Origin of the sequence: Rhodococcus sp. PAMC28707 (genome assembly GCF_004795915.1) — a bacterium.
GTDB lineage: Bacteria > Actinomycetota > Actinomycetes > Mycobacteriales > Mycobacteriaceae > Rhodococcoides.
In genome coordinates, this window is sequence record NZ_CP039253.1 from 310,094 (window position 1) to 330,499 (window position 20,406).

16 protein-coding genes are annotated in these 20,406 nt (G+C 62.8%); 6 read left to right on the forward strand and 10 right to left on the reverse strand.

What is annotated here, in order from left to right:
• The first annotated feature begins 80 nt into the window (after positions 1-80).
• Positions 81-3,986, forward strand: a complete 3,906-nt coding sequence (gene hrpA / locus E5720_RS01395; RefSeq protein ID WP_136169177.1) for an ATP-dependent RNA helicase HrpA — start codon at positions 81-83, stop codon at positions 3,984-3,986.
• Positions 3,987-4,030: 44 nt separating this feature from the next.
• On the opposite strand, the gene nrdR is transcribed toward hrpA, so the two are convergent.
• Both nrdR and E5720_RS01405 read right to left on the reverse strand, forming a co-directional pair.
• Complete coding sequence (gene nrdR / locus E5720_RS01400) at positions 4,031-4,498, reverse strand: transcriptional regulator NrdR (RefSeq protein ID WP_136172355.1); 468 nt, start codon at positions 4,496-4,498, stop codon at positions 4,031-4,033.
• A gap of 139 nt (positions 4,499-4,637) precedes the next feature.
• Entirely contained in the window at positions 4,638-5,099 is a 462-nt protein-coding gene (locus E5720_RS01405) for a hypothetical protein (protein ID WP_136169178.1), read from the reverse strand.
• Positions 5,100-5,556: 457 nt separating this feature from the next.
• Between E5720_RS01405 and lexA the strand changes: the two genes are divergently transcribed.
• On the forward strand, positions 5,557-6,255 hold the full coding sequence (lexA, locus tag E5720_RS01410) for a transcriptional repressor LexA (protein WP_136172356.1): 699 nt from the start codon (positions 5,557-5,559) through the stop codon (positions 6,253-6,255).
• Between the two features lie 82 nt (positions 6,256-6,337).
• On the opposite strand, the gene E5720_RS01415 is transcribed toward lexA, so the two are convergent.
• From E5720_RS01415 to ptsP, 3 genes are all read right to left on the reverse strand, one after another.
• Positions 6,338-7,480 (reverse strand): acyl-CoA dehydrogenase family protein, encoded by a 1,143-nt coding sequence (locus E5720_RS01415; protein WP_136169179.1) that lies wholly within the window; start codon positions 7,478-7,480, stop codon positions 6,338-6,340.
• A gap of 136 nt (positions 7,481-7,616) precedes the next feature.
• A complete protein-coding gene (locus E5720_RS01420; RefSeq protein ID WP_136169180.1) occupies positions 7,617-8,882 on the reverse strand; it encodes a solute carrier family 23 protein in 1,266 nt (421 codons plus the stop codon).
• Between the two features lie 29 nt (positions 8,883-8,911).
• A complete protein-coding gene (gene ptsP, locus E5720_RS01425; protein WP_136169181.1) occupies positions 8,912-10,642 on the reverse strand; it encodes a phosphoenolpyruvate--protein phosphotransferase in 1,731 nt (576 codons plus the stop codon).
• A gap of 162 nt (positions 10,643-10,804) precedes the next feature.
• Here ptsP and E5720_RS01430 point away from each other — a divergent pair, with 162 nt between their 5' ends.
• Genes E5720_RS01430 through E5720_RS01445 form a run of 4 tightly spaced genes read left to right on the forward strand, consistent with a single transcriptional unit; the run spans position 10,805 to position 14,939 of the window.
• Positions 10,805-11,572: a DeoR/GlpR family DNA-binding transcription regulator gene (locus E5720_RS01430; RefSeq protein ID WP_136169182.1), complete on the forward strand. Its 768-nt coding sequence runs from the start codon at positions 10,805-10,807 to the stop codon at positions 11,570-11,572.
• A complete protein-coding gene (locus tag E5720_RS01435) occupies positions 11,569-12,591 on the forward strand; it encodes a 1-phosphofructokinase family hexose kinase (RefSeq protein ID WP_136169183.1) in 1,023 nt (340 codons plus the stop codon). The genes E5720_RS01430 and E5720_RS01435 overlap by 4 nt, the downstream gene beginning before the upstream one ends.
• Before the next feature lie 10 nt (positions 12,592-12,601).
• The gene (locus tag E5720_RS01440) at positions 12,602-14,644 is read left to right on the forward strand and encodes a fructose-specific PTS transporter subunit EIIC (RefSeq protein WP_136169184.1); all 2,043 of its coding nucleotides are present in this window, start codon (positions 12,602-12,604) and stop codon (positions 14,642-14,644) included.
• A gap of 37 nt (positions 14,645-14,681) precedes the next feature.
• The gene (locus E5720_RS01445; protein ID WP_088942356.1) at positions 14,682-14,939 is read left to right on the forward strand and encodes an HPr family phosphocarrier protein; all 258 of its coding nucleotides are present in this window, start codon (positions 14,682-14,684) and stop codon (positions 14,937-14,939) included.
• Positions 14,940-14,951: 12 nt separating this feature from the next.
• On the opposite strand, the gene E5720_RS01450 is transcribed toward E5720_RS01445, so the two are convergent.
• From E5720_RS01450 to E5720_RS01470, 5 genes are all read right to left on the reverse strand, one after another.
• Positions 14,952-16,010 (reverse strand): hypothetical protein, encoded by a 1,059-nt coding sequence (locus E5720_RS01450; protein WP_136169185.1) that lies wholly within the window; start codon positions 16,008-16,010, stop codon positions 14,952-14,954.
• Positions 16,011-16,014: 4 nt separating this feature from the next.
• Complete coding sequence (hflX, locus tag E5720_RS01455; RefSeq protein WP_136169186.1) at positions 16,015-17,622, reverse strand: GTPase HflX; 1,608 nt, start codon at positions 17,620-17,622, stop codon at positions 16,015-16,017.
• Between the two features lie 123 nt (positions 17,623-17,745).
• A complete protein-coding gene (dapF, locus tag E5720_RS01460) occupies positions 17,746-18,615 on the reverse strand; it encodes a diaminopimelate epimerase (protein ID WP_136169187.1) in 870 nt (289 codons plus the stop codon).
• Between the two features lie 38 nt (positions 18,616-18,653).
• On the reverse strand, positions 18,654-19,556 hold the full coding sequence (miaA, locus tag E5720_RS01465; protein ID WP_136169188.1) for a tRNA (adenosine(37)-N6)-dimethylallyltransferase MiaA: 903 nt from the start codon (positions 19,554-19,556) through the stop codon (positions 18,654-18,656).
• Positions 19,553-20,275: a class III extradiol dioxygenase subunit B-like domain-containing protein gene (locus E5720_RS01470; RefSeq protein WP_247596124.1), complete on the reverse strand. Its 723-nt coding sequence runs from the start codon at positions 20,273-20,275 to the stop codon at positions 19,553-19,555. Before E5720_RS01470 ends, miaA begins: the two co-directional genes overlap by 4 nt.
• Between the last annotated feature and the right edge of the window lie 131 nt (positions 20,276-20,406).

Consider the following 20,406-nt stretch of genomic DNA (forward strand, 5'->3'; position numbering starts at 1 on the left):
ACGGACCGGCAGTGATTTCCCCACGTTTGCGTCGGGCAGTCCGGCTCTCGCGCCACCGGGCAGATACCCTGGTGGGCAGCATGTCCACATCAACATCCCCGTCTTCGAGTCTCAGACGCACCCTGACCACCCGACTTTCGGCGGTTTCCGTGCGCGACGCCCACCGACTCCGACGCAAGCTCGAACGTGCCCGCACCGACGATGCCCTGGCGGCGATCGAACCCGAGATCGCTCGCGCCGAGATTCTGACCGCGAATCGGCGGGCGGCGCTTCCGAAAATCGAGTATCCCGAGGCGCTTCCGGTCAGCCGCCGCAAGGACGACATCGCCGCTGCCATCGAGCAACATCAGGTCGTGATCGTCGCCGGCGAAACCGGATCGGGAAAGACGACACAGATTCCCAAAATTTGTCTCGAGCTCGGCCGTGGGATTCGAGGATCCATCGGACACACCCAACCCCGTCGACTCGCTGCCAGAACGGTTGCCGAGCGCATCGCCGAGGAGGTGGGCGAGACCCTTGGACAATCGATCGGTTACAAGGTCAGATTCACCGATCAATCCTCGGACTCGACGCTGGTCAAGCTGATGACCGATGGAATTCTCTTGGCCGAGATTCAACGGGACCGGATGCTCCGCCAGTACGACACGCTCATCATCGACGAGGCTCACGAACGAAGTCTGAATATCGACTTCATCCTCGGCTACCTCGCTCAGCTACTTCCCCGCCGGCCGGATCTGAAGGTGATCATCACCTCCGCAACGATCGATCCGGAACGGTTCGCCCAGCACTTCGCCCGCGACGGCGTACCGGCCCCCATCATCGAAGTGTCCGGACGCACGTTCCCCGTCGAGATGCGCTACCGGCCCCTGACGGTCGATGCAGGCGAGACCACTCTCGACCGAGATCCCGTCGACGCAGCATGCGATGCCGTAGACGAACTCATGGCCGAAGGTGAAGGCGACATTCTCGTCTTCCTCTCCGGTGAACGCGAAATCCGCGATACGGCCGATGCTTTGCGCGATCGGCAACTACGCAACACCGAGGTCGTGCCCCTGTATGCGCGCTTGTCCGCTGATGAGCAGCATCGAGTGTTCTCCTCGCACACCGGCCGCCGCGTCGTTCTCTCGACCAACGTCGCCGAGACGTCACTGACGGTCCCCGGAATCAGATACGTCGTCGATCCTGGTACCGCGCGAATCTCGCGTTACTCGTTGCGCACCAAAGTCCAGCGACTCCCCATCGAGCCGATTTCGCAGGCATCGGCCCGTCAGCGGGCAGGTAGATGTGGCCGTGTGGCCGACGGAATTTGCATCCGTCTGTACTCCGAGGACGACTTCGATGCACGGCCACCGTTCACCGAACCGGAGATCCTCCGCACCAACCTCGCTTCGGTGATCCTGCAAATGACCGCCCTCGGCCTGGGCAAGATCGATGCATTCCCCTTTGTCGAGCCGCCCGATCCGCGCAGCATTCGCGACGGAATCGGTTTGCTCGAAGAGTTGGGGGCATTGAAGCCGTCCTCGACCACCGGCGAGTCCGAGCTCACGCCGATCGGACGCGAGCTGGCTCAGCTGCCAGTCGATCCACGCATGGCCCGCATGCTCGTGGAAGCGAACAAGACGGGCGCGCTCGCCGACGCTCTCGTCGTTGTTTCTGCGATGTCCATCCAGGACGTTCGCGAACGTCCCGCCGAACACCAGCAAGCAGCCGATGAGCAGCACGCGAGATTCACGGCTCCGAACTCGGACTTCCTGTCGTACACCGCACTGTGGGAATACCTTCGAGACCAACGAAACGACCTGTCGTCGAATCAGTTTCGAAGAATGTGTCGAAACGAATTCCTTCACTATCTCCGGGTGCGCGAATGGCAGGATCTGCACGGTCAACTACGTCAGATCACCAGAAGTCTCGGCTGGACTGTGCCCGACGCGCCGAGCTCGCACGATTCGTTGCACCAGGCGCTCCTGGCCGGACTTCTTTCGCACATCGGAGTCAAAGAAGGCGACAAACGCGAATTCCTCGGTGCCCGCGGAACCCACTTTGCGATATTCCCCGGGTCCGGGCTGTTCAAGAAGCCTCCACGCTGGGTGATGGCGGCCGAACTGGTCGAGACCGGACGTCTGTGGGGCCGGATGACGGCCCGAATCGAACCCGAATGGGCCGAAAAACTCGCCCCACATCTGGTGAAACGAACGTACTCCGAGCCACATTGGTCCACGAAACGCCACTCTGCCATGGCGTACGAGCGCGTCACCCTGTACGGGCTTCCTCTCGTGACCGGCCGACCGGTCGGATACCACAGCATCGACGGCGAAGTCTCACGCGAGCTGTTCATCAGGCATGCACTGGTGCAGGGCGAGTGGACGACGCAGCATCCGTTCTTTCACAAGAACCGCGCACTGCTCGACGACGTCGGCGAGCTCGAGAATCGGGCCCGCCGTCGCGACATCGTGGTCGACGACGATGCACTCTTCGAGTTCTACGACGAGAGAATCGGGGCGGAAGCCGTTTCCGCTCGCCACTTCGACACGTGGTGGAAGAAGACGCGACGCACGACGCCGGATCTACTCGACTTCACGGCATCGACCGTCGTCAATCCGGATGCTGCATCCGTACTCGGTGGGGAGTATCCCGATGCGTGGCGCCAGGGCGAGATCCAGTTTCCGCTGACCTATCAGTTCGAGCCCGGTTCCGCCGCCGACGGAGTCAGCGCCCGCATCCCGATCGCCCTGCTCGCGCAGGTTCAACCGGTCGGATTCGACTGGCTGGTCCCGGGCATGCGAGCAGAACTTGTCAGCACACTGATCAAACTGCTGCCCAAGACTTTACGACGCAATGTGGTGCCCGCTCCCGACTTTGCCGCCGCCGCACTGACGGCGATGAAGCCGAGATCGGAACCCGTTCTCACCGCGCTGGCTCGTGAACTCTCGCGGTTGGGTTCATGCCGGATCGATCCGGCAGACTTTCAGACTTCGGAGCTCCCCGACCATCTCCGGATGACGTTCGTCGCAGTGGATATCAACGGAGAGGTACTCGGATCGAACAAGGACCTGACTGCCCTCCGACGGACCCTCTCACCGCGAGTGAACCGCGAAGTTGCCAGTGCCGTCGGCCAAGCCGAGCGGGCGGCAACGCTGGCATGGACGTCCTCGACTCTGGGAACTCTCGAGGAGACCGTCTCACGTTCTGTAGGCGGCCAACGTGTCACCGGATATCCCGCACTCGTACCGGAAAGCGGTGGCGTCGCGGTCCGCGTACTGAGTACACCGGCCCAGCAACGTGCCGCAATGCGCAACGGAACCAGGGCACTGTTGAGCGAGCGTGCACCGCGCGGCACAAAGGCACTCATCGCTGGAATTCCGACAAAGGAAAGAATCGCACTCGGACAGAATCCGTACGGCAGCATCGAAGCTTTGCTCGAGGACTGCCGCACGACAGCAATCGACGAGTCGATGAGTGCGCACGGCGGTCCCGTCCGCTCGCCGGAAGAATTCGAAGCGTTGGTCAAGGCGGTGAACGCCGAGGTAACCGAACGCACGTCTCGGGTCCTTGCACTGATTCGACCGATTCTGACTGCGGCCGTGGAGCTTCGAGCGGCACTCGAACGAGCAGACGGCGACGCCGCCGATGACGTCCGCGAACAACTAGCCGCTCTGGTGTTCGATGGCTTCGTCTTCGAATTCGGCTCTGCCAGGCTCGCTGAAATTCCCCGATACCTCACGGCCGCTACTCGGCGACTCGGCTCACTACCCAGCAGTGCGAACAGGGACGAAACCGGAATGAACGCACTCGATCGAGTCTACGAGGCATACGACCGACTGCTGAAGTCGCTTCCTGAAGCCAGACAGCAGAGCAAACCAGTGCAGGAGATCTTCTGGATGATCGAGGAGTTACGAATTCAACTTTTCGCGCAAGGAATTCGGACCGCGTACCCGATATCGGAAAAGAGGATCACAAAAGCAATCCAGGCCATCAGCCAACAGTGAGGCCTCGAGTCGACCGATTCTCGCCCGTCGAGCGCACGCGCTCTTCAGTCGACAGCGACAGCGGGCTGTCGATGGTCGCGAAGGCCCTGAATTTCTTTCTCGAAGTCCTCGGCCGAACTGAAGGACTTGTACACCGACGCGAACCGTAGATACGCAACCTCGTCGAGATCGCGAAGCGGACCGAGAATAGCCAGTCCGACCTCGTTGCTGGGGATCTCGGCTGATCCGGATGCCCGAACTGCATCCTCGACCTGCTGAGCCAACAGATTCAGAGCGTCGTTGTCGACATCACGGCCTTGGCAGGCACGACGGACGCCTCGCACTACTTTCTCCCGACTGAAGGGCTCGGTGACTCCGCTGCGCTTCACGACAGCCAGAACAGCGGTCTCCACTGTGGTGAAGCGGCGTCCACACTCCGGGCACGAGCGACGACGACGGATCGCCTGACCTTCGTCCGCCTCACGGGAGTCGACCACTCGGGAGTCGGGGTGCTTGCAGAACGGGCAATGCATGTAAGAGCCTCCGTCGTAGCCGTCACACCATCTCGTAGGTAGCGCAAGAGGTGCAGGTACCGAGGATACTCGGAGTGCTATCGAGCCCAGTGTCGCGTACCTGGCTCGATCAACGAGCAGTACTTCAGGCATGGTTGTATCACTGGCCCGAGTCGGTGGCCGCGATGAGATCCTGACCCGCAGTACCGACGAATCCACCTTGCTCGACGACCGTGACAGCACCGGCTGAGCCGCCGTCGAGATATCCGGCGCGTAGATTCGCAAGCCCTACCAAGCCCAGAAGAACAATGGCTGTGATCAACACACCCGCGATCGTGGCGGTCCACGACATTGTCTGACGTGGCGCCTCGTCGTCGAAGCTTCGATCGGCGGAGCTGTGATCGATGACCCGGTTGCAACCGTCCTGTTGCGCGACAGCGTGAAGGTAGCGTCGACGGTCGAGTGACGCGCAAGACGTGCGTGGGCGAGAAGTACGGACGGGCTGGCCCGAGCGCGTTGTGCGATCGAGGGTGTCGCGACCGTCTATACCCCGACCGTCTATACCCCGACCTGCTGCTGCGAGCCTGGTGAGAGCACTGGTCCGCTCTGTAGTGATGCTCATCGGAACCTCCACTGCGGTGTACAGATCGACCGTGGCGATGCTCGCGACCGACGCGACTTTCACCTTTATTCGATCAGGCGTTCGACGAACGCTTGTTCGAAGTTCTATCACGCGGGTCGGACAATGTCAGCAGAAGTTACGACACGGATCGAACAGATGTTTGATCGAACAGGGTTTTCGGGCTAGATTCGTGTCAGAAACCACACGTCACATCCACACCACGCGTTCGGGCCACTCGAGCACACGAGATGCCCGGCAGGGGAAGGCGATGCAGGAGGATGCACGAATGAAAGAAGAGACCTCGTCAGGGTCACCGAAGTCCACGGGCAAGACGAGCGGCAAGGCGAGCGGGAAGACGAAGGCTACGGCAGTGCGCGCAAAGACGCTCGGAAGTGCCACCGGTGGAAAGGTCCCCGCGCCGGCTGCCAAGACCGCCACAACCGCCAAGGCGCCCTCGGTGCCGACGGCGAAGGCATTCGAAGGTGAGGGCACCGACGTCAATGCGGGCCTGACCGAACGTCAACGCAAAGTTCTCGAGGTCATCAGAGCTTCGGTGACCGAGCGTGGCTACCCGCCGAGCATCCGGGAGATCGGGGATGCAGTCGGGCTGACCTCTACGTCGTCGGTCGCTCATCAGCTTCGGACGTTGGAACGCAAAGGTTTCCTCAGACGTGATCCGAACCGCCCACGCGCAGTGGATGTTCGCGGGCTCGACGAGGTACAGGCAGACCACGCGGCAGCCGTTGCCGACGGTTCGGCGCCTGCGGAGGATCAACTGCCGACTCCGACGTTCGTTCCAGTACTGGGAAGAATCGCAGCCGGCGGACCAATTCTTGCCGAGCAGGCGGTCGAGGACGTTTTCCCTCTCCCCCGCGAACTGGTCGGCCAGGGTTCACTGTTCATGCTGAGAGTGGTCGGCGAGTCGATGATCGAAGCAGCGATCTGCGATGGCGACTGGGTCGTGGTTCGACAGCAGAGTGTCGCCGACAACGGTGACATCGTTGCAGCAATGATCGATGGCGAAGCCACGGTGAAGACGTTCAAGCGCACCAAAGGTGAGGTATGGCTACTGCCGCACAACCCATTGTTCGAACCGATCCCGGGCAATGACGCAGCCATCCTCGGCAAGGTCGTCACGGTCATGCGCAAGCTCTGATCAGCGAGTTCGTACAGACGAAGGGCCGCAACCTCGTGTTTCGAGGTTGCGGTCCTTAACTGTATCGATCGAAAGGTGAGAACTAGAGATTCAGTCCCCGCCCGATGATTTCCTTCATGATCTCGGTCGTTCCGCCGTAGATCGTCTGCACCCGAGAGTCCATGTATGCCTTGGCAATCGGGTATTCCTTCATGTATCCGTATCCGCCATGCAGTTGCAGGCAGCGGTCGATGAGACGCACCTGGTTCTCGGTGGTCCACCACTTGGCCATAGCGGCTTCCTGCACCGTCAGCTTGCCGTCGTTGAGCAGTTCGATGAATTTGTCGACCATGATCCGTGAGGCGGTCGTCTCGGTTGCCAACTCCGCCAGCACGAATCGTGTGTTCTGGAATTTGCCGATGGACTTACCGAATGCCTTGCGATCACGGCAGTACTGAATTGTCATGTCGAGCGCCGACTCCATGGCGGCTGCTGCGACGACCGCAATGGACAGTCGTTCCTGAGGCAGGTTCTGCATCAGGTAGATGAAGCCCATCCCTTCCTCACCGAGAAGGTTCGCGGCGGGCACGCGAACGTCGGTGAAGCTGAGTTCAGCCGTGTCCTGCGCCTTCATCCCGATCTTGTCGAGATTGCGTCCGCGTTCGAAACCAGGCATGTCGCGCTCGACGACGAGCAAGCTGAATCCCTGCGCACCCTTGTCGGGGTCGGTGCAGGCTACGACGATGACGAGGTCGGCATTGATTCCGTTGGTGATGAAGGTTTTGGACCCGTTGAGGACCCAGTCGTCTCCATCGCGAACGGCCTTGGTCTTGATTCCCTGCAGATCGCTACCGGTACCGGGCTCGGTCATCGCGATCGCGGTGATCAACTCACCGGAACTGAATCCGGGTAGCCAACGCTGCTTTTGTTCTTCGTTCGTCAGATTGATGAGGTATGGCGCGACGACGTCGTTGTGCAGCGTGAATCCGATTCCGCTGTAGCCGCCGCGGGTGGTTTCCTCGGTGACGACGGCGTTGTAGCGGAAGTCTTTGACACCGCCACCGCCGTACTCCTCCGGCACGTCGGTGCCGAGGAATCCTTGCTTTCCGGCTTCTACCCACACCCAACGATCGACGAGGTTCTGCTCTTCCCACTTAGCGTGGTTCGGCGCAACGTGTTGGTCGAGGAACTTGCGGTACGACTCGCGAAACATGTCGTGCTCGGAATCGAATATCGTGCGTTCCACTTCGGTCTCCTTCGAATTGCCAACCGGCGGCACCATTGGTCACCTCCGGTGAACTGACGTCATTCGAGCCTACGGCCGAATAGGTCAACCGGTCGATGACCGAGCCGCGCGGAATCGGTGACCGAAGAAAGTGCTGTTATCGGCGCTGTGTGCGAGAAAGGGCGCGCAGAACGGGATAGCCGACCAAGATTCCGACCGATCCCCAGGCGATACCGCCGAGCTCCACCGACCCGACCGTCAGTGTCAGATCGCCGATGCCGGCAACGATGGCAGCAGCGACGACAACGAGGTTGACGGGATCGGTGAAATCGACCTTGCTGTCCGACCAGATGCGCACACCCAGCAGGCCGATCAACCCGTAAAGAACCAATGTCGCGCCACCGATGACTCCGTCCGGGACCGTGAACACCAACGCGCCGAACTTCGGCGAGAACGCGAGCACTACGGCCGTCACCGCGGCCACCCAGTAGGCCGCGGTCGAATACACCCGGGTCGCCGCCATCACGCCGATGTTCTCGGCGTAGGTCGTCGTGCCCGAGCCACCCGCAGCACCTGCCAGCGTCGTCGCCAATCCATCTGCGATGAGTGCGTCTCCGGCGAGGTCGTCGAGTTGCTTACCTGTCATTGCCGATACTGCTTTGACGTGCCCGACGTTCTCGGCCACGAGAACGATGACGACGGGTAGTGCGATGAGTACGACGGACAATTCGAACGTCGGTCCGCGGAATTCGGGAATACCGATCCATTCTGCAGCCCTCATCGCGTCGAGTTTGACGTCCGAGATCTGCCCTGACACCGCAGCGAAAACCCATCCGACGATGACACCGACAAGGATGCCGAGGCGTCCGAGCAGTCCCGGACCGGCGACGGTCACCAGCAGGATCGCCGCGAGAGTCACCGCGGCCACGAGTGGCTGCGCCTCGAACGACGACGTCGCTGCGGGAGCGAGGTTGAGTCCGATGAGAACCACGACCGCACCTGTGACGACCGGAGGCATCACCGCTTCGATGAGTCGTCCGCCCGCGAACTTGACGACCAATCCGACGAGGGTCAGCACGACGCCTACGGACATGACGGCGCCGAGTTGCGCGGCGGGGCCACTTGCCTGCGCCGCACTGAGTGGTGCAATGAAAGCGAACGAGGATCCGAGATAGCTGGGGATGCGCCCCCGCGTGATCACGAGGAACAGCGCGGTACCGATGCCCGAGAACAACAGGGTCGTGGTGACGGGAAATCCGGTCACCGTGGGAACGAGCAACGTGGCACCGAACATGGCGATGACGTGCTGCATACCGATACCCACGGTGCGCGGCCACGACAGGCGCTGGTCCGGTGCCACAACTGCCCCTGCCTCGACGTTCTTGCCGTTGCCGTGCAGGGTCCATCCGAATTGTCTTCTCACGGGTTCGAATCCTAGGGCCTGCCGCTTCGTCACTCGTTCAGGATCGACGCTGCCGCCTCACGTGCCGCCGTGGCACTGTCGGTCTTCGACGCGGCCGCGGCCGCGCGCCGGCATTGCTCGAGCGTAACCGTGGACAATTTCGCCCCTACGTGTGCGACTGCAGCCGACGCAGCGGACAGTGACGTGACACCCAAGCCCACCAGGACGCACGCCAGCAGTGGGTCGGCGGCGGCCTCTCCGCATACTCCAACAGGCTTGCCCACGGCCATACCTGCCTTCGCGGTGTGGGCGACCAGCGCGATGACCGCCGGCTGCCACGGATCGGTGAGCGATGCGAGTTGGGAGGACATCCGATCGGCAGCCATGGTGTACTGCGCCAGATCATTCGTTCCGATCGACAGAAACTCCACATGCTCGAGAATGTGCTCGGCGAGCAGCGCCGCGGCCGGAACCTCGATCATGACGCCCGGAGTCAAACCCCTCTCGCGGACGTCGGCGGCGAATGCAGCTGCTTCTGCCGGTGTGGCAATCATGGGTGCCATTACCCAAGGACTCGAGTTGGTGGCCGCGGCAGCAGCAGCGATCCCGTCGAGCTGACGATAGAGAATTCCTCGGTCCTGCTCGGCGATTCGGATGCCGCGAATACCAAGTGCGGGGTTGGCCTCGTCCGGATGGTTGGCGAAGCGCAAGGGCTTGTCCGATCCGGCGTCGAGGGTACGAACGACAACCTTGTGCCCGGCGAACGCATCGAGAACTTGACCGTAGATTTCGGCCTGCTCGTCGACGGTCGGTTCCGAGTCGCGGTCCAGGAAGCACAGCTCGGTTCGAAAGAGTCCGATCCCGTCGGCGGCAGTCTTCCTCGCTGCGCGAGCTCCCGCGCCGTCCTGAACGTTGGCAAGGATGTCGACTCGGTGGCCGTCTGCCGTAACTCCGGGCCCTGCCCATTGGGACACCCGATCCAATTCGGCTCGAGCCGAGTCAACCGAGGCTTTCGCGAGGGTCGCGTCGGGCTCGAGAACGATATCGCCGGTGATTCCGTTCACCAGAGCGGGAGCACCTTCGGTGACGTCGTCGAGCCCCGTGACCGCCACGACGCACGGGATGCCGAGCTGACGCGCAATGATCGCGGTGTGACTTGTCGGTCCACCGAGTGATGTTGCCAGTGCGAGAACCAGACGTGCATCGAGTCCCGCCGTGTCGGCAGGCGCCAAATCGTCGGCGAAGAGTACGGAGGGCGTATCGGGAGTCGGAACCCCCGGCTCGGGGATCCCCAGTATTTCGGCGACAACGCGGTCGCGGATGTCACGCAGGTCGGTCACGCGCTCGGCCATCAGTCCGCCGAGCTTGGTGAACATTGCGATGAACTGCTCGGTTGCGGCGACGGTTGCCGAAGTTGCGGGGGCACCTTTCCCGATAAGTTTCTCGGCGGCGCCGATCCAGCCTCGATCCTGGGCCATCGCCGCATTTGCCGAGAGCACTTCCGACGCTGCGCCGGTGGCCAGTTCCGCACGGGCACGCAGCCTCGCCGAAACATTCGCCGCGCTCGAACGGAAGCGTTCGAGTTCGGTTCCTCGCCCAGCCTCGTCGACGACAGTTGTATCGACCGGGACGTCCGGACGCTTGCCCGGACGAATGACTGGGCCGTAACCGACACCCGGGACTACCGGCGTTCCATGCAGAACCGACGAGCCCGACAGTGTCAGGCCTTGTCCTGCAGCCGTGGCACCTTCTCGTGTATCGGCTCGAAGCGATCCCGCCATGCGTCCTCCTCGGTTCTTGAAAAAAATGGAGTTCTCGAAACAGGTGTGGCCCAGCTCGTAGATCTACCACTGATGTGACTGAGATTACTCTTTGCCCTTGACATGTCAACACATACGGGCGTAAAACAACATAAACCAACAATAGTTCGGAGGGAGGCGCAGGTGTACGCAGAAGAGCGCCAGCAAGCAATCGCCGAGGTGATCAGCAACCGCGGTCGAGTGTCCGTTGCAGATCTGTCGACCACATACGGCGTGACAACCGAAACCGTTCGACGCGACCTTGCCGTCCTCGACCGCCTCGGGGTTATCCGCAGGGTCCACGGTGGAGCAGTTCCGGCGTCGACCTTGACCGCCGCCGAACCGGGCGTCGGCGAGCGCGAGTACACGCGGGCCGAGCAGAAGGACGCAATAGCGGCCGCAGCTCTCGCCTACCTCCCACTCAACGGCGGTAGCGCCGTTTTCGACGCAGGAACCACCACCGGCCGGCTCGCCGCCCTTCTCCCCAACGAACGCGAGCTGACACTCATCACCAATTCGATTCCCATCGCTGCTCGTGTCGCACCACTGTCGGGGGTGAGTCTTCGCATTCTCGGCGGCCGAGTCCGCGGTACGACGCAGGCCGCCGTGGGCGAGGAAGCATTGTCGGCGTTGGAGTGGCTGCGTGTCGATGTGGCATTCATCGGGACCAACGCACTCAGTGTCGGGCATGGGTTGTCCACGCCCGACAGTGACGAGGCCGCGGTAAAACGAGCAATGGTCCGCACCGCCAACCATGTCGTAGTGCTGGCGGATTCATCCAAGATCGGCAGAGAGCACCTCGTCAGCTTCGGCCGCCTGGACAACATCGACGTTCTGATAACCGACGACGAGATCGACGAGATCGACCGAAAGAGTTTGACCGACAAAGGAATCGAGGTCGTAATCGCATGATCGTCACACTGACAGCCAATCCCAGCATCGACCGAACAGTCGTGCTCGATTCCGAATTCGTACGCGGCGGGGTGTACCGAGCGCGGGAAACGGTCAGCGATCCCGGAGGAAAAGGCGTCAACGTGGCCCGGGTCCTGACCTCGTCCGGAGTGCAGGCGATGGCCGTCCTACCTGCAGCGCCGACGGATCCGCTCCTGACTGCGTTGGCGGCGAAAGGCGTCCGTTACTGCGCTGTTCCGACGAGCGGACAGGCTCGAACCAACATCACCATCAGCGAACCTGGTGGAACAACAACGAAGATCAACGAACCGGGAGCAAGCCTGACCGTCGATACGCAGAAGGACTTGTTCGACACCGTTGTCGATCTCGGACGGGACGCCGCATGGGTCGTACTGTCCGGATCACTTCCGCCCGGCATCGCCACCGACTGGTACGCGAGCATCGTGCAGGCACTACGCGATACACCGTCGAAGGTTGCCGTCGATACGTCCGACGCGCCGCTCCTCGCCCTCGCTGCTTCGTTCCCCGGCTCGGCTCCGGACCTGGTGAAGCCGAACTCCGAGGAGCTGGCTCAACTCACCGGAGCGAATGCCGAAGAATTGGAACGCGCTGCAGCGGCCGGCGATCCGACGGCCACCGTCATTGCCTGCCGGATACTCCTCGAACGGGGAGTCGGCGCAGTACTCGCGACGCTCGGCAGCGCGGGAGCAGTACTCGTCTCCGCCGAGGGCGCATGGTTCGCTACCCCACCTCGGATCGAGGCCCTCAGCACCGTGGGGGCGGGCGATTCCTCGCTCGCCGGCTACATCCTGGCCGATATCGAACGATGCTCGGGTCCGGACAAGCTCCGCCGAGCCGTTGCCTACGGCACAGCGGCCACCGCTCTACCCGGCACGACGTTGCCGACGCCCGAACAAGCTCGCCCCGAATCGGTGACGGTGCGGGCGCTCGATTCACCGCCGAACAGCTCGACTGTCCCCCCGACCACATCCCCCACCCGTTCTTCGACACCCTCCTAGGAGCGAAGTCATGTCCACACCAACCAGCGATCCCGCGATCATCGCGGAGGAGCTCATCCTCCTCGATGCCGATCTCGGTGCGTCCAAAGATGCTGTCATCGGACGACTCTCGGAGCTACTCGCCACAGCCGGTCGTGCCACGGATGCGGCCCCGCTCCGCGAAGCCGCCCTCGCTCGCGAGGCTCAGTCCGCTACCGGCCTACCAGGCGGGATCGCCATCCCACACTGCCGCGCAGAGGCAGTCACCTCGGCATCCCTCGGTTTCGCGCGGCTCGATCCCAAGGTCGACTTCGGAGCACCCGACGGTCCTGCAGACCTGGTGTTCCTGATCGCCGCCCCCGCGGGGGCCGGCTCAGCCCATATGAAGCTGCTCTCCAGCCTGGCTCGCGCCCTGGTCAAGCCAGAGTTCGTCACCTCGCTTCGGGACGCCCCTTCGCCGGCCGACATCGTCGCGTTGGTAGACGGCGTCATCAACCCGGCGGCAAAAGCCCCTGCAAAGACCCCCGCGAAGGCTGCGGCAACTTCCGTTCCAGAAGCCTCGGCGCCGGCGGCCACCTCTGCTGCCAAGCACATCGTGGCGGTGACGGCATGTCCCACCGGAATTGCCCACACCTACATGGCTGCTGACTCGCTAGTCGCCGCCGGTGAGCGCGCTGGAGTCACCGTGCATGTGGAGACGCAGGGATCGAGCGGTAGCACTCCCCTCGATCCGGCTCTGATCGCCAGCGCCGAGGCCGTCATCTTCGCCACCGATGTCGGCGTCAAGGGCAAAGAGCGATTCGCGGGCAAGCCCGTCGTATCCTCGGGTGTCAAACGCGCGATCAACGAGCCCGACGTCATGGTGACCGAGGCATTGCGCGCCGCCGAAAATCCCGATGCCGCACGTGTTTCCGGAACCGCGGCAGCAGCAGGATCGGCCAGCACCGGCGCAGGAGAACTGGGTTGGGGCACACGCATCCGGCAGATTCTGCTGACCGGCGTCAGCTACATGATTCCGTTCGTCGCGGCGGGTGGTCTGCTGATCGCTCTCGGCTTCCTGCTGGGTGGATACGAGATCAAGGATGTCGCCGAGGGCATCGTCGTCGACAACTCCCTCACCTCGCTTCCCACCGGCGGGCTGACCGCGTATCTCGGCGCAGTGCTGTTCCAGATCGGCGCGTTGTCGTTCAGCTTCCTGGTGCCTGCACTCGCCGGCTACATCTCGTATGCCATCGCCGACAGACCCGGTCTTGCGCCGGGCTTCACGGCAGGCGCTGTCGCCGTACTCGTCGGTGCGGGCTTCATCGGTGGTCTCGTCGGCGGTCTGATCGCAGGATTCGTCGCCCTCTGGATCAGCAGGTGGAAGATCCCGACGGTTCTCCGCGGTCTCATGCCCGTCGTCATCATTCCGCTGTTCGCCACGTTGATCGTCGGCGCCATCATGTTCCTCGTACTCGGCAAACCGCTTGCCGCCATCACCAGCGGACTGACCAACTGGCTCAACGGTCTGACCGGCAGCTCGATCATCATTCTCGGCATCATCCTCGGACTCATGATGTGCTTCGACCTAGGAGGACCGGTCAACAAAGCTGCTTACGCGTTCGCCACCGCAGGTCTGTCGGTCACCGACACCGCGTCGCTTCGAATCATGGCCGCAGTGATGGCGGCAGGAATGGTTCCCCCTCTTGCTCTTGCCCTGGCGTCGGCTGTCCGCCCCAAGATCTTCACCGAGGCAGAACGCGAGAACGGTAAGGCTGCATGGTTCCTCGGTGCTGCATTCATCTCCGAGGGCGCCATTCCGTTTGCCGCAGCAGACCCGCTGCGCGTCATCCCGTCGATGATGGCAGGTGGAGCGGTCACAGGCGCACTGGTCATGGCAATGGACGTGACGCTCAGTGCGCCACACGGTGGAATCTTCGTATTCTTCGCCGTCGGCGGAATCCTGTGGTTCCTGGTCGCCCTGGCGGCAGGCACGATCGTCTCGGCAGTGCTGGTCATCGCAGCGAAGCAGTTCGTCAAGGGCAAGAACTCGCCCACCGAGGCAGAGCTCGACCCCGATCTCGTCACCGCCTGATCGACCACCCTCGCTACACACAACCAAGGAGCACATCATGCCCAGCACCACAGTCGCCGTCGGATCGTCCATCGGCCTGCACGCTCGCCCCGCAGCGCTCATCGCCGACGCCGTTGCCGAAGCAGGCGTCGAAGTCACCCTCGCGGTGGAAGACCAGGAGCCGGTCGATGCCGGATCCGCGCTGATGATCATGACCCTCGGCGCCACCAAGGGGACCGAGGTCGTCGTCGAGAGCGAGGATCAGGCAACACTCGACAAGATCGTGGCGCTGGTCGCCGCCGATCTGGACGCCTGACGTCCCGTCGCGTCACCTGCGGCGTGCAGTCCTGACACCGTAGCCGACCGACAACAGAACGAGAACACCCGCGACGGCCATCGCACCGAGTACCCATCGGCTCTTCGAATCGGACTCGGCGCCGGCCGTCGCGAGTTGTGTATCGGTACGTTCGACGACCACGAGATCGGTTGCACCACGGAGCATCTGGATAGGGGGCAGCGGCCCGGCCGCTGCCTCCGACCCGACTACCCTCGACGCGACTGCCTCCGAGGCGATGAGAAGGTTTCCTTCGGAATCGAAGGCAATTGCCTCACCCTGGGGTTGCTGGGGCGCCGCGACGACGACAGGATCGCTGTCGAGGGCCTCCACGATATCGCCGTCGTGGACGCCGAACAGGTAGAGATCGTTGTACGTTCGGACCGCGACAACGGTGCCGTCAGCACTGATCGCCCCGCCGGTGGCCAAAATCGAACCAGCGACGAAGGCCGGACCACCGGGAGTTGCGGTGCGCTCGAAGGCCAACTCGCCGACCTTCTGCAGCGGCGTCGGACCGGGTGAAGGCAACTGATCGACGGTCGTGTCTCCGACAGGGACGTAGATCCCGCTGACTCCGGAAAGCTCCTTGGTCACCACCACCGGCCGTCCCGACGGCTCGATAAGCAGCGTCTCCGCGTCATGCGGTCCGTCCGGGTACGTCAGACGATGCAGCTCACCCGCACCGGTCGAGGGATCCATGCCGGTGATCGCGATGGTGTCGCGACGCCCACGGTTGTCTCCGGTGTCGGAAAGCCACAGGCGTCCACCGTGAGAGGCAAGATCTTCGACATCGTAGGGATCGACAGGGACGTCGAGCCAACGCACGACTGCGCATTGCTCATCGAGCACGGCCAACCGATGATCGGTACCGCTGTCGCCGATCGCATAGAGCACACCGTCGATCGAAGTCAAACCGGATAGCTCTTCGAGACCCGGATCCACAGGGCTGCAATATGTTTCGAACTGCGCGCTGCGAACCTCGGGAGCCGCACCCGCCGGTGCGGCCCCGAGAAGTACACACGAGAGCGCCCCCGCAATCACAATCGATCGCATCGACTCAGGCAGGAGCCACTGCAGCGCCGACGGCGAACTCGGCGAGCACCGAGGCTAGCGCGGTAGGCACCCGAGCCTCGACGCGTGTGCCGTCTGCCTCGTGCGAGGAGTGCGTGATCCGGCCTTCGGTGTGGATCCGAGCGACGAGATCGCCGCGCGTATACGGCACCAGTACGTCGACCTGTGCTTCCGGCCAGGCAAGGACTTCGCCGAGATGATCACGCAAATCTTCGATTCCCTCACCCGTCCGTGCAGAGACGAAGCGCGCTCCCGGAAACAAACCACGAAGCTGAGTCAATTGCACCGGATCTGCGGCATCGATCTTGTTGACCACGATCAGTTCCGGCGGCATCTTGGACTCTCGTTCCTTGACGACGTCCATGATCACCTCGCGAACTGCGGTGATCTGGTCCACAGGAAGCGGATCGGAACCGTCGACGACGTGCAGCAACAGATCGGCGTCCGTCACTTCCTCCAACGTCGAACGGAAGGCTTCCACCAGCTGGGTCGGCAGATGCCGCACGAATCCGACAGTGTCGGTGAGCACGATCGCGCGGCCGTCTTCAAGCGTCGACCTGCGAGAGGTCGGGTCGAGGGTGGCGAACAGTGCGTTCTGTACCAGCACGCCCGAACCGGTGAGCGCATTGAGCACACTCGACTTGCCTGCGTTGGTGTACCCGACGATCGCGATGGACGGCACAGTGCTCTCGAGGCGGCGCTCACGCTTGGTGTCGCGGGCCTGCTTCATGCCCTTGATCTCACGGCGAAGCTTGGCCATACGCTCACGAATGCGTCGCCGGTCGGTTTCGATCTTCGTCTCACCGGGGCCACGAAGTCCTACCCCGCCGTTGCTTCCCGCCCGGCCACCCGCCTGACGTGACATGGACTCGCCCCAGCCGCGAAGCCGAGGGAGCATGTACTCCATCTGCGCGAACGCCACCTGCGCCTTGCCCTCGCGCGAGGTTGCATGTTGAGCGAAGATATCGAGGATCAACGCCGTCCGGTCGATAACCTTGACCTTGACGACCTTCTCCAGCGCATTGAGCTGAGCCGGGGTCAATTCACCGTCGCAAACCACGGTATCGGCGCCTGTCGTCACGACGACATCGCGGACCTCTTTGGCCTTACCGGAACCGATGTAGGTCGCCGCATCGGGCTTGTCGCGTCGCTGCACGAGCGCTTCCAGTACCTCTGATCCTGCAGTTTCGGCCAACGCAGCCAGCTCCGCCATACTGGATTCCGCTTGCGCTGCGGTGCCGCTGGTCCACACGCCGACCAAGACGACTCGTTCGAGCCGCAACTGCCGGTACTCGACCTCGGTGACGTCCTCGAGCTCGGTAGACAAACCTGCCACACGACGCAATGCAGTACGTTCTTCGAGCTGCATGTCTCCAGCGGACGGAGAGGACTCATCGGCGGGGAGCGGTGATCGAGAGAGTCGACGCGACCAGGCATCGGACTCCTGCCGAGTCCACGACGAGCCTTGCTCTGGCCCACTGTCCTCCGCAGCGACAGACTCGGCTGTATCGCCCTCAGCCGTGTCCGGCCCAGAGGAGTGCTGCGCAGTGAGGTTTTGCGCAGTGAGGTTTTGTTCAGTGAGGTTCTGCTTCACTGAATCCTGCTGTTCTGAATCCGCTATTTCGTCATTCCTCGAGTCGGAATCGCTATCGATTCGATGTGTGTTGGTCATACGCCGTCAATGATCCACTAAATCCCCAGCGCATGCACATGAGATTCACGCACGCTCGCGCCACCACTGGTCATCGATGGTGCCGTTCGCCAACAGCACAGACGGCCCGCGAAGCGATGCACCCTCATCGTCGATCGACACCGTCACCTCGCCGCCTGGCACACCTACCACCACTCGACCGGAATCGAGGCCCTCGTACGACAACGCTGCTGCTGCTGCTGCCACCGTGCCGGTCCCGCACGAACGCGTCTCCCCGACACCGCGCTCGAAAACGCGCATGTCGACGCGACCGGATTGCAGTCGGGTGAGAATTTCGACGTTGGCGCCCGCGGTGAAGAAACCGCCGTCCAGTTCCGGTGGTGTTGCCAGATCGAGCGCACGTAGGGAAGCGATGTCGGCAGCCGGGTCCACGCACGCAAGATGGGGATTTCCGACGTCGATTCCGATTCCGTCGTACCGACGTCCACCGAGGGTCGTGCTGCTGGCACCCATCAAGTGGACTTCGCCCATGCCGACGGTGACGTCTGCGGTGGTGTCATCGAAAGCGTGCACCGTGACCGGTCTCGCGCCGGCCCGGGAACCGACCACGAAACAATCGCTCGATTCGAGGCCGTTCGCACGCAGGTAGTGCGCAAATACCCGAACGCCATTGCCGCACATCTCGGCGATGCTGCCGTCTGCGTTTCGGTAGTCCATGAACCAGTCCGCGGGCCCGACGCCCGGGGGCAGGCGGTCGAGGACGCCCGCATCGCGAAGACGCCCTGCGCGTGAAACCCGCAGTACTCCGTCTGCTCCGAGGCCCTGTCTGCGATCACACAGGGCCGCTACGCGGACACGAAGTAGCTCGATCTCGACATCTGGATCGTGCAGCACGAGAAAATCGTTCTGCGTTCCGTGGCCCTTGGCGAAATGCATAGCGCAAAGTCTAGGGTGTGCTCCTTCCAACCTCCGACCTAACCTCCGACGATGGACAGTGCAGAGTCGCGCAGAGCGGGATCGGCTCCATCGAGCCAGTGGACGCGCGGATCCCGACGGAACCACGATCGCTGACGACGGACATAACGGCGAGTTCCGATGAAGGTCCGCTCGCGCGCGAAATCCAAATCGCACTCACCCCCGAGGTATTCGAGCACCTGGGCGTACCCGATCGCGCGCGGGGCAGTGACGCCCTCTCGCAGGCCGATGCCGACGAGGTGTTCGACCTCCCCGACCAGGCCGGCAGAAAACATCGAGTCCGTCCTGCGCGCGATGCGCTCGTCCAATTCGATCGTGTCGCGGTCGACCCCGAGAAGTTTCGTCCCCCAGCGCGGTGTTCCGATCTTCGGCGCGGACGCGGCAAAGGGCTTACCGGTGATCTCGACTACCTCCAACGCACGGACGAGCCGACGGCCGTCGGTGGCCAGGATCGATGCGGCGGCTTCGGGATCTCTTGCTGCGAGCGCGAGATGCACCGCATCGGTTCCGCCGTCCGCCAGTACCTGCTCCCATTTCGCCCGGACCTGAGGATCGGTGGCCGGGAAAGCCCACTCGTCGAGCAGAGATTGGACGTACATCATCGAACCACCGACGATGATGGGAACTCGGCCACGCGCCAAGACAGCGTCCACCTCCAAGGCCGCGGCATCCTGATATCTCGCGACTGTGGCTGTCTCGGTCACATCGAGGACATCGAGCAGATGGTGTGCGATGCCGCGCCGCTCGGCCAACGGCAGTTTTGCAGTGCCGATGTCCATTCCGCGGTACTGCTGCATGGCGTCGATGTTGACGATCTCACCGTCCAATGCCTCGGCCAGATCGAGGCCCAGATCGGACTTACCTGTCGCGGTTGGGCCGATCACGGCAATCGGCACCCTCACAACGACTCCCAAGTACCGACGAAATAGCCGACGCCGAAAGGAGCGTCTCGGTAGAGAGTTCTCGGCCGCACCTCGCCGTCACCCACGATCCCTGCCAGGGTCTGCCACGCAGCACGGCCTTCCACGCCGACGCCTGCACACAATTGACGATCGAGTCCGACGAGCGCACCGACATCGGCGTTTGCCAGCGCATCATCGATCTGGTTCTGTACCTCTTCCGCGCGTGGATCGAAGGATCCGGGTGCCTTCGCCGTCAGCATCGTCGACCCGTCTGCCACCACCAGCAATCCCCACGGTTCCGCGCTTTCATCCATCGACGTGCGAAGTTCGCGGCCGATGCGCACACAGCTCTCGCGCGGTGTGTCTCGCCCCACCAGGTGCACATCGACAACCGCGCCCGGGGCACTGTGGTCGCGAACCCACCCCGCTATCAGCGCAGCCAAGGGAATAGTCGAATCGATCTCCGTCGTGACGCCCGCGGGTGAGAACGCAACTCTCACATCGACGCCGTAAGCGGCGAAGCTTCCACGTGAGTCCGAACGAACGGTACGGGCCTTCTCGTGCACACCCAGCGCAATCCATCGGTCGGCGAGCACACCCAGCACGACACCGGCCTCCAGCGTCGCGGTTCGAACCGCGAGCGCTTCCGAGACAGAGCGTCCGGTCAACTCGGGAACCAGGATCGGGGGCGACGGCACGATGGCTACTGCAGACAACACGGCGCCAACGCTAGTCGCTCGTATCCAAGCACCACCGACACGGCGGCGAAATGATGGACGGCGACGCGTAGAAGCGTCTGACCTGTTTGAATGGTGAGCACGGTAGGCATCGAGTGTCCATGGTGTCCACT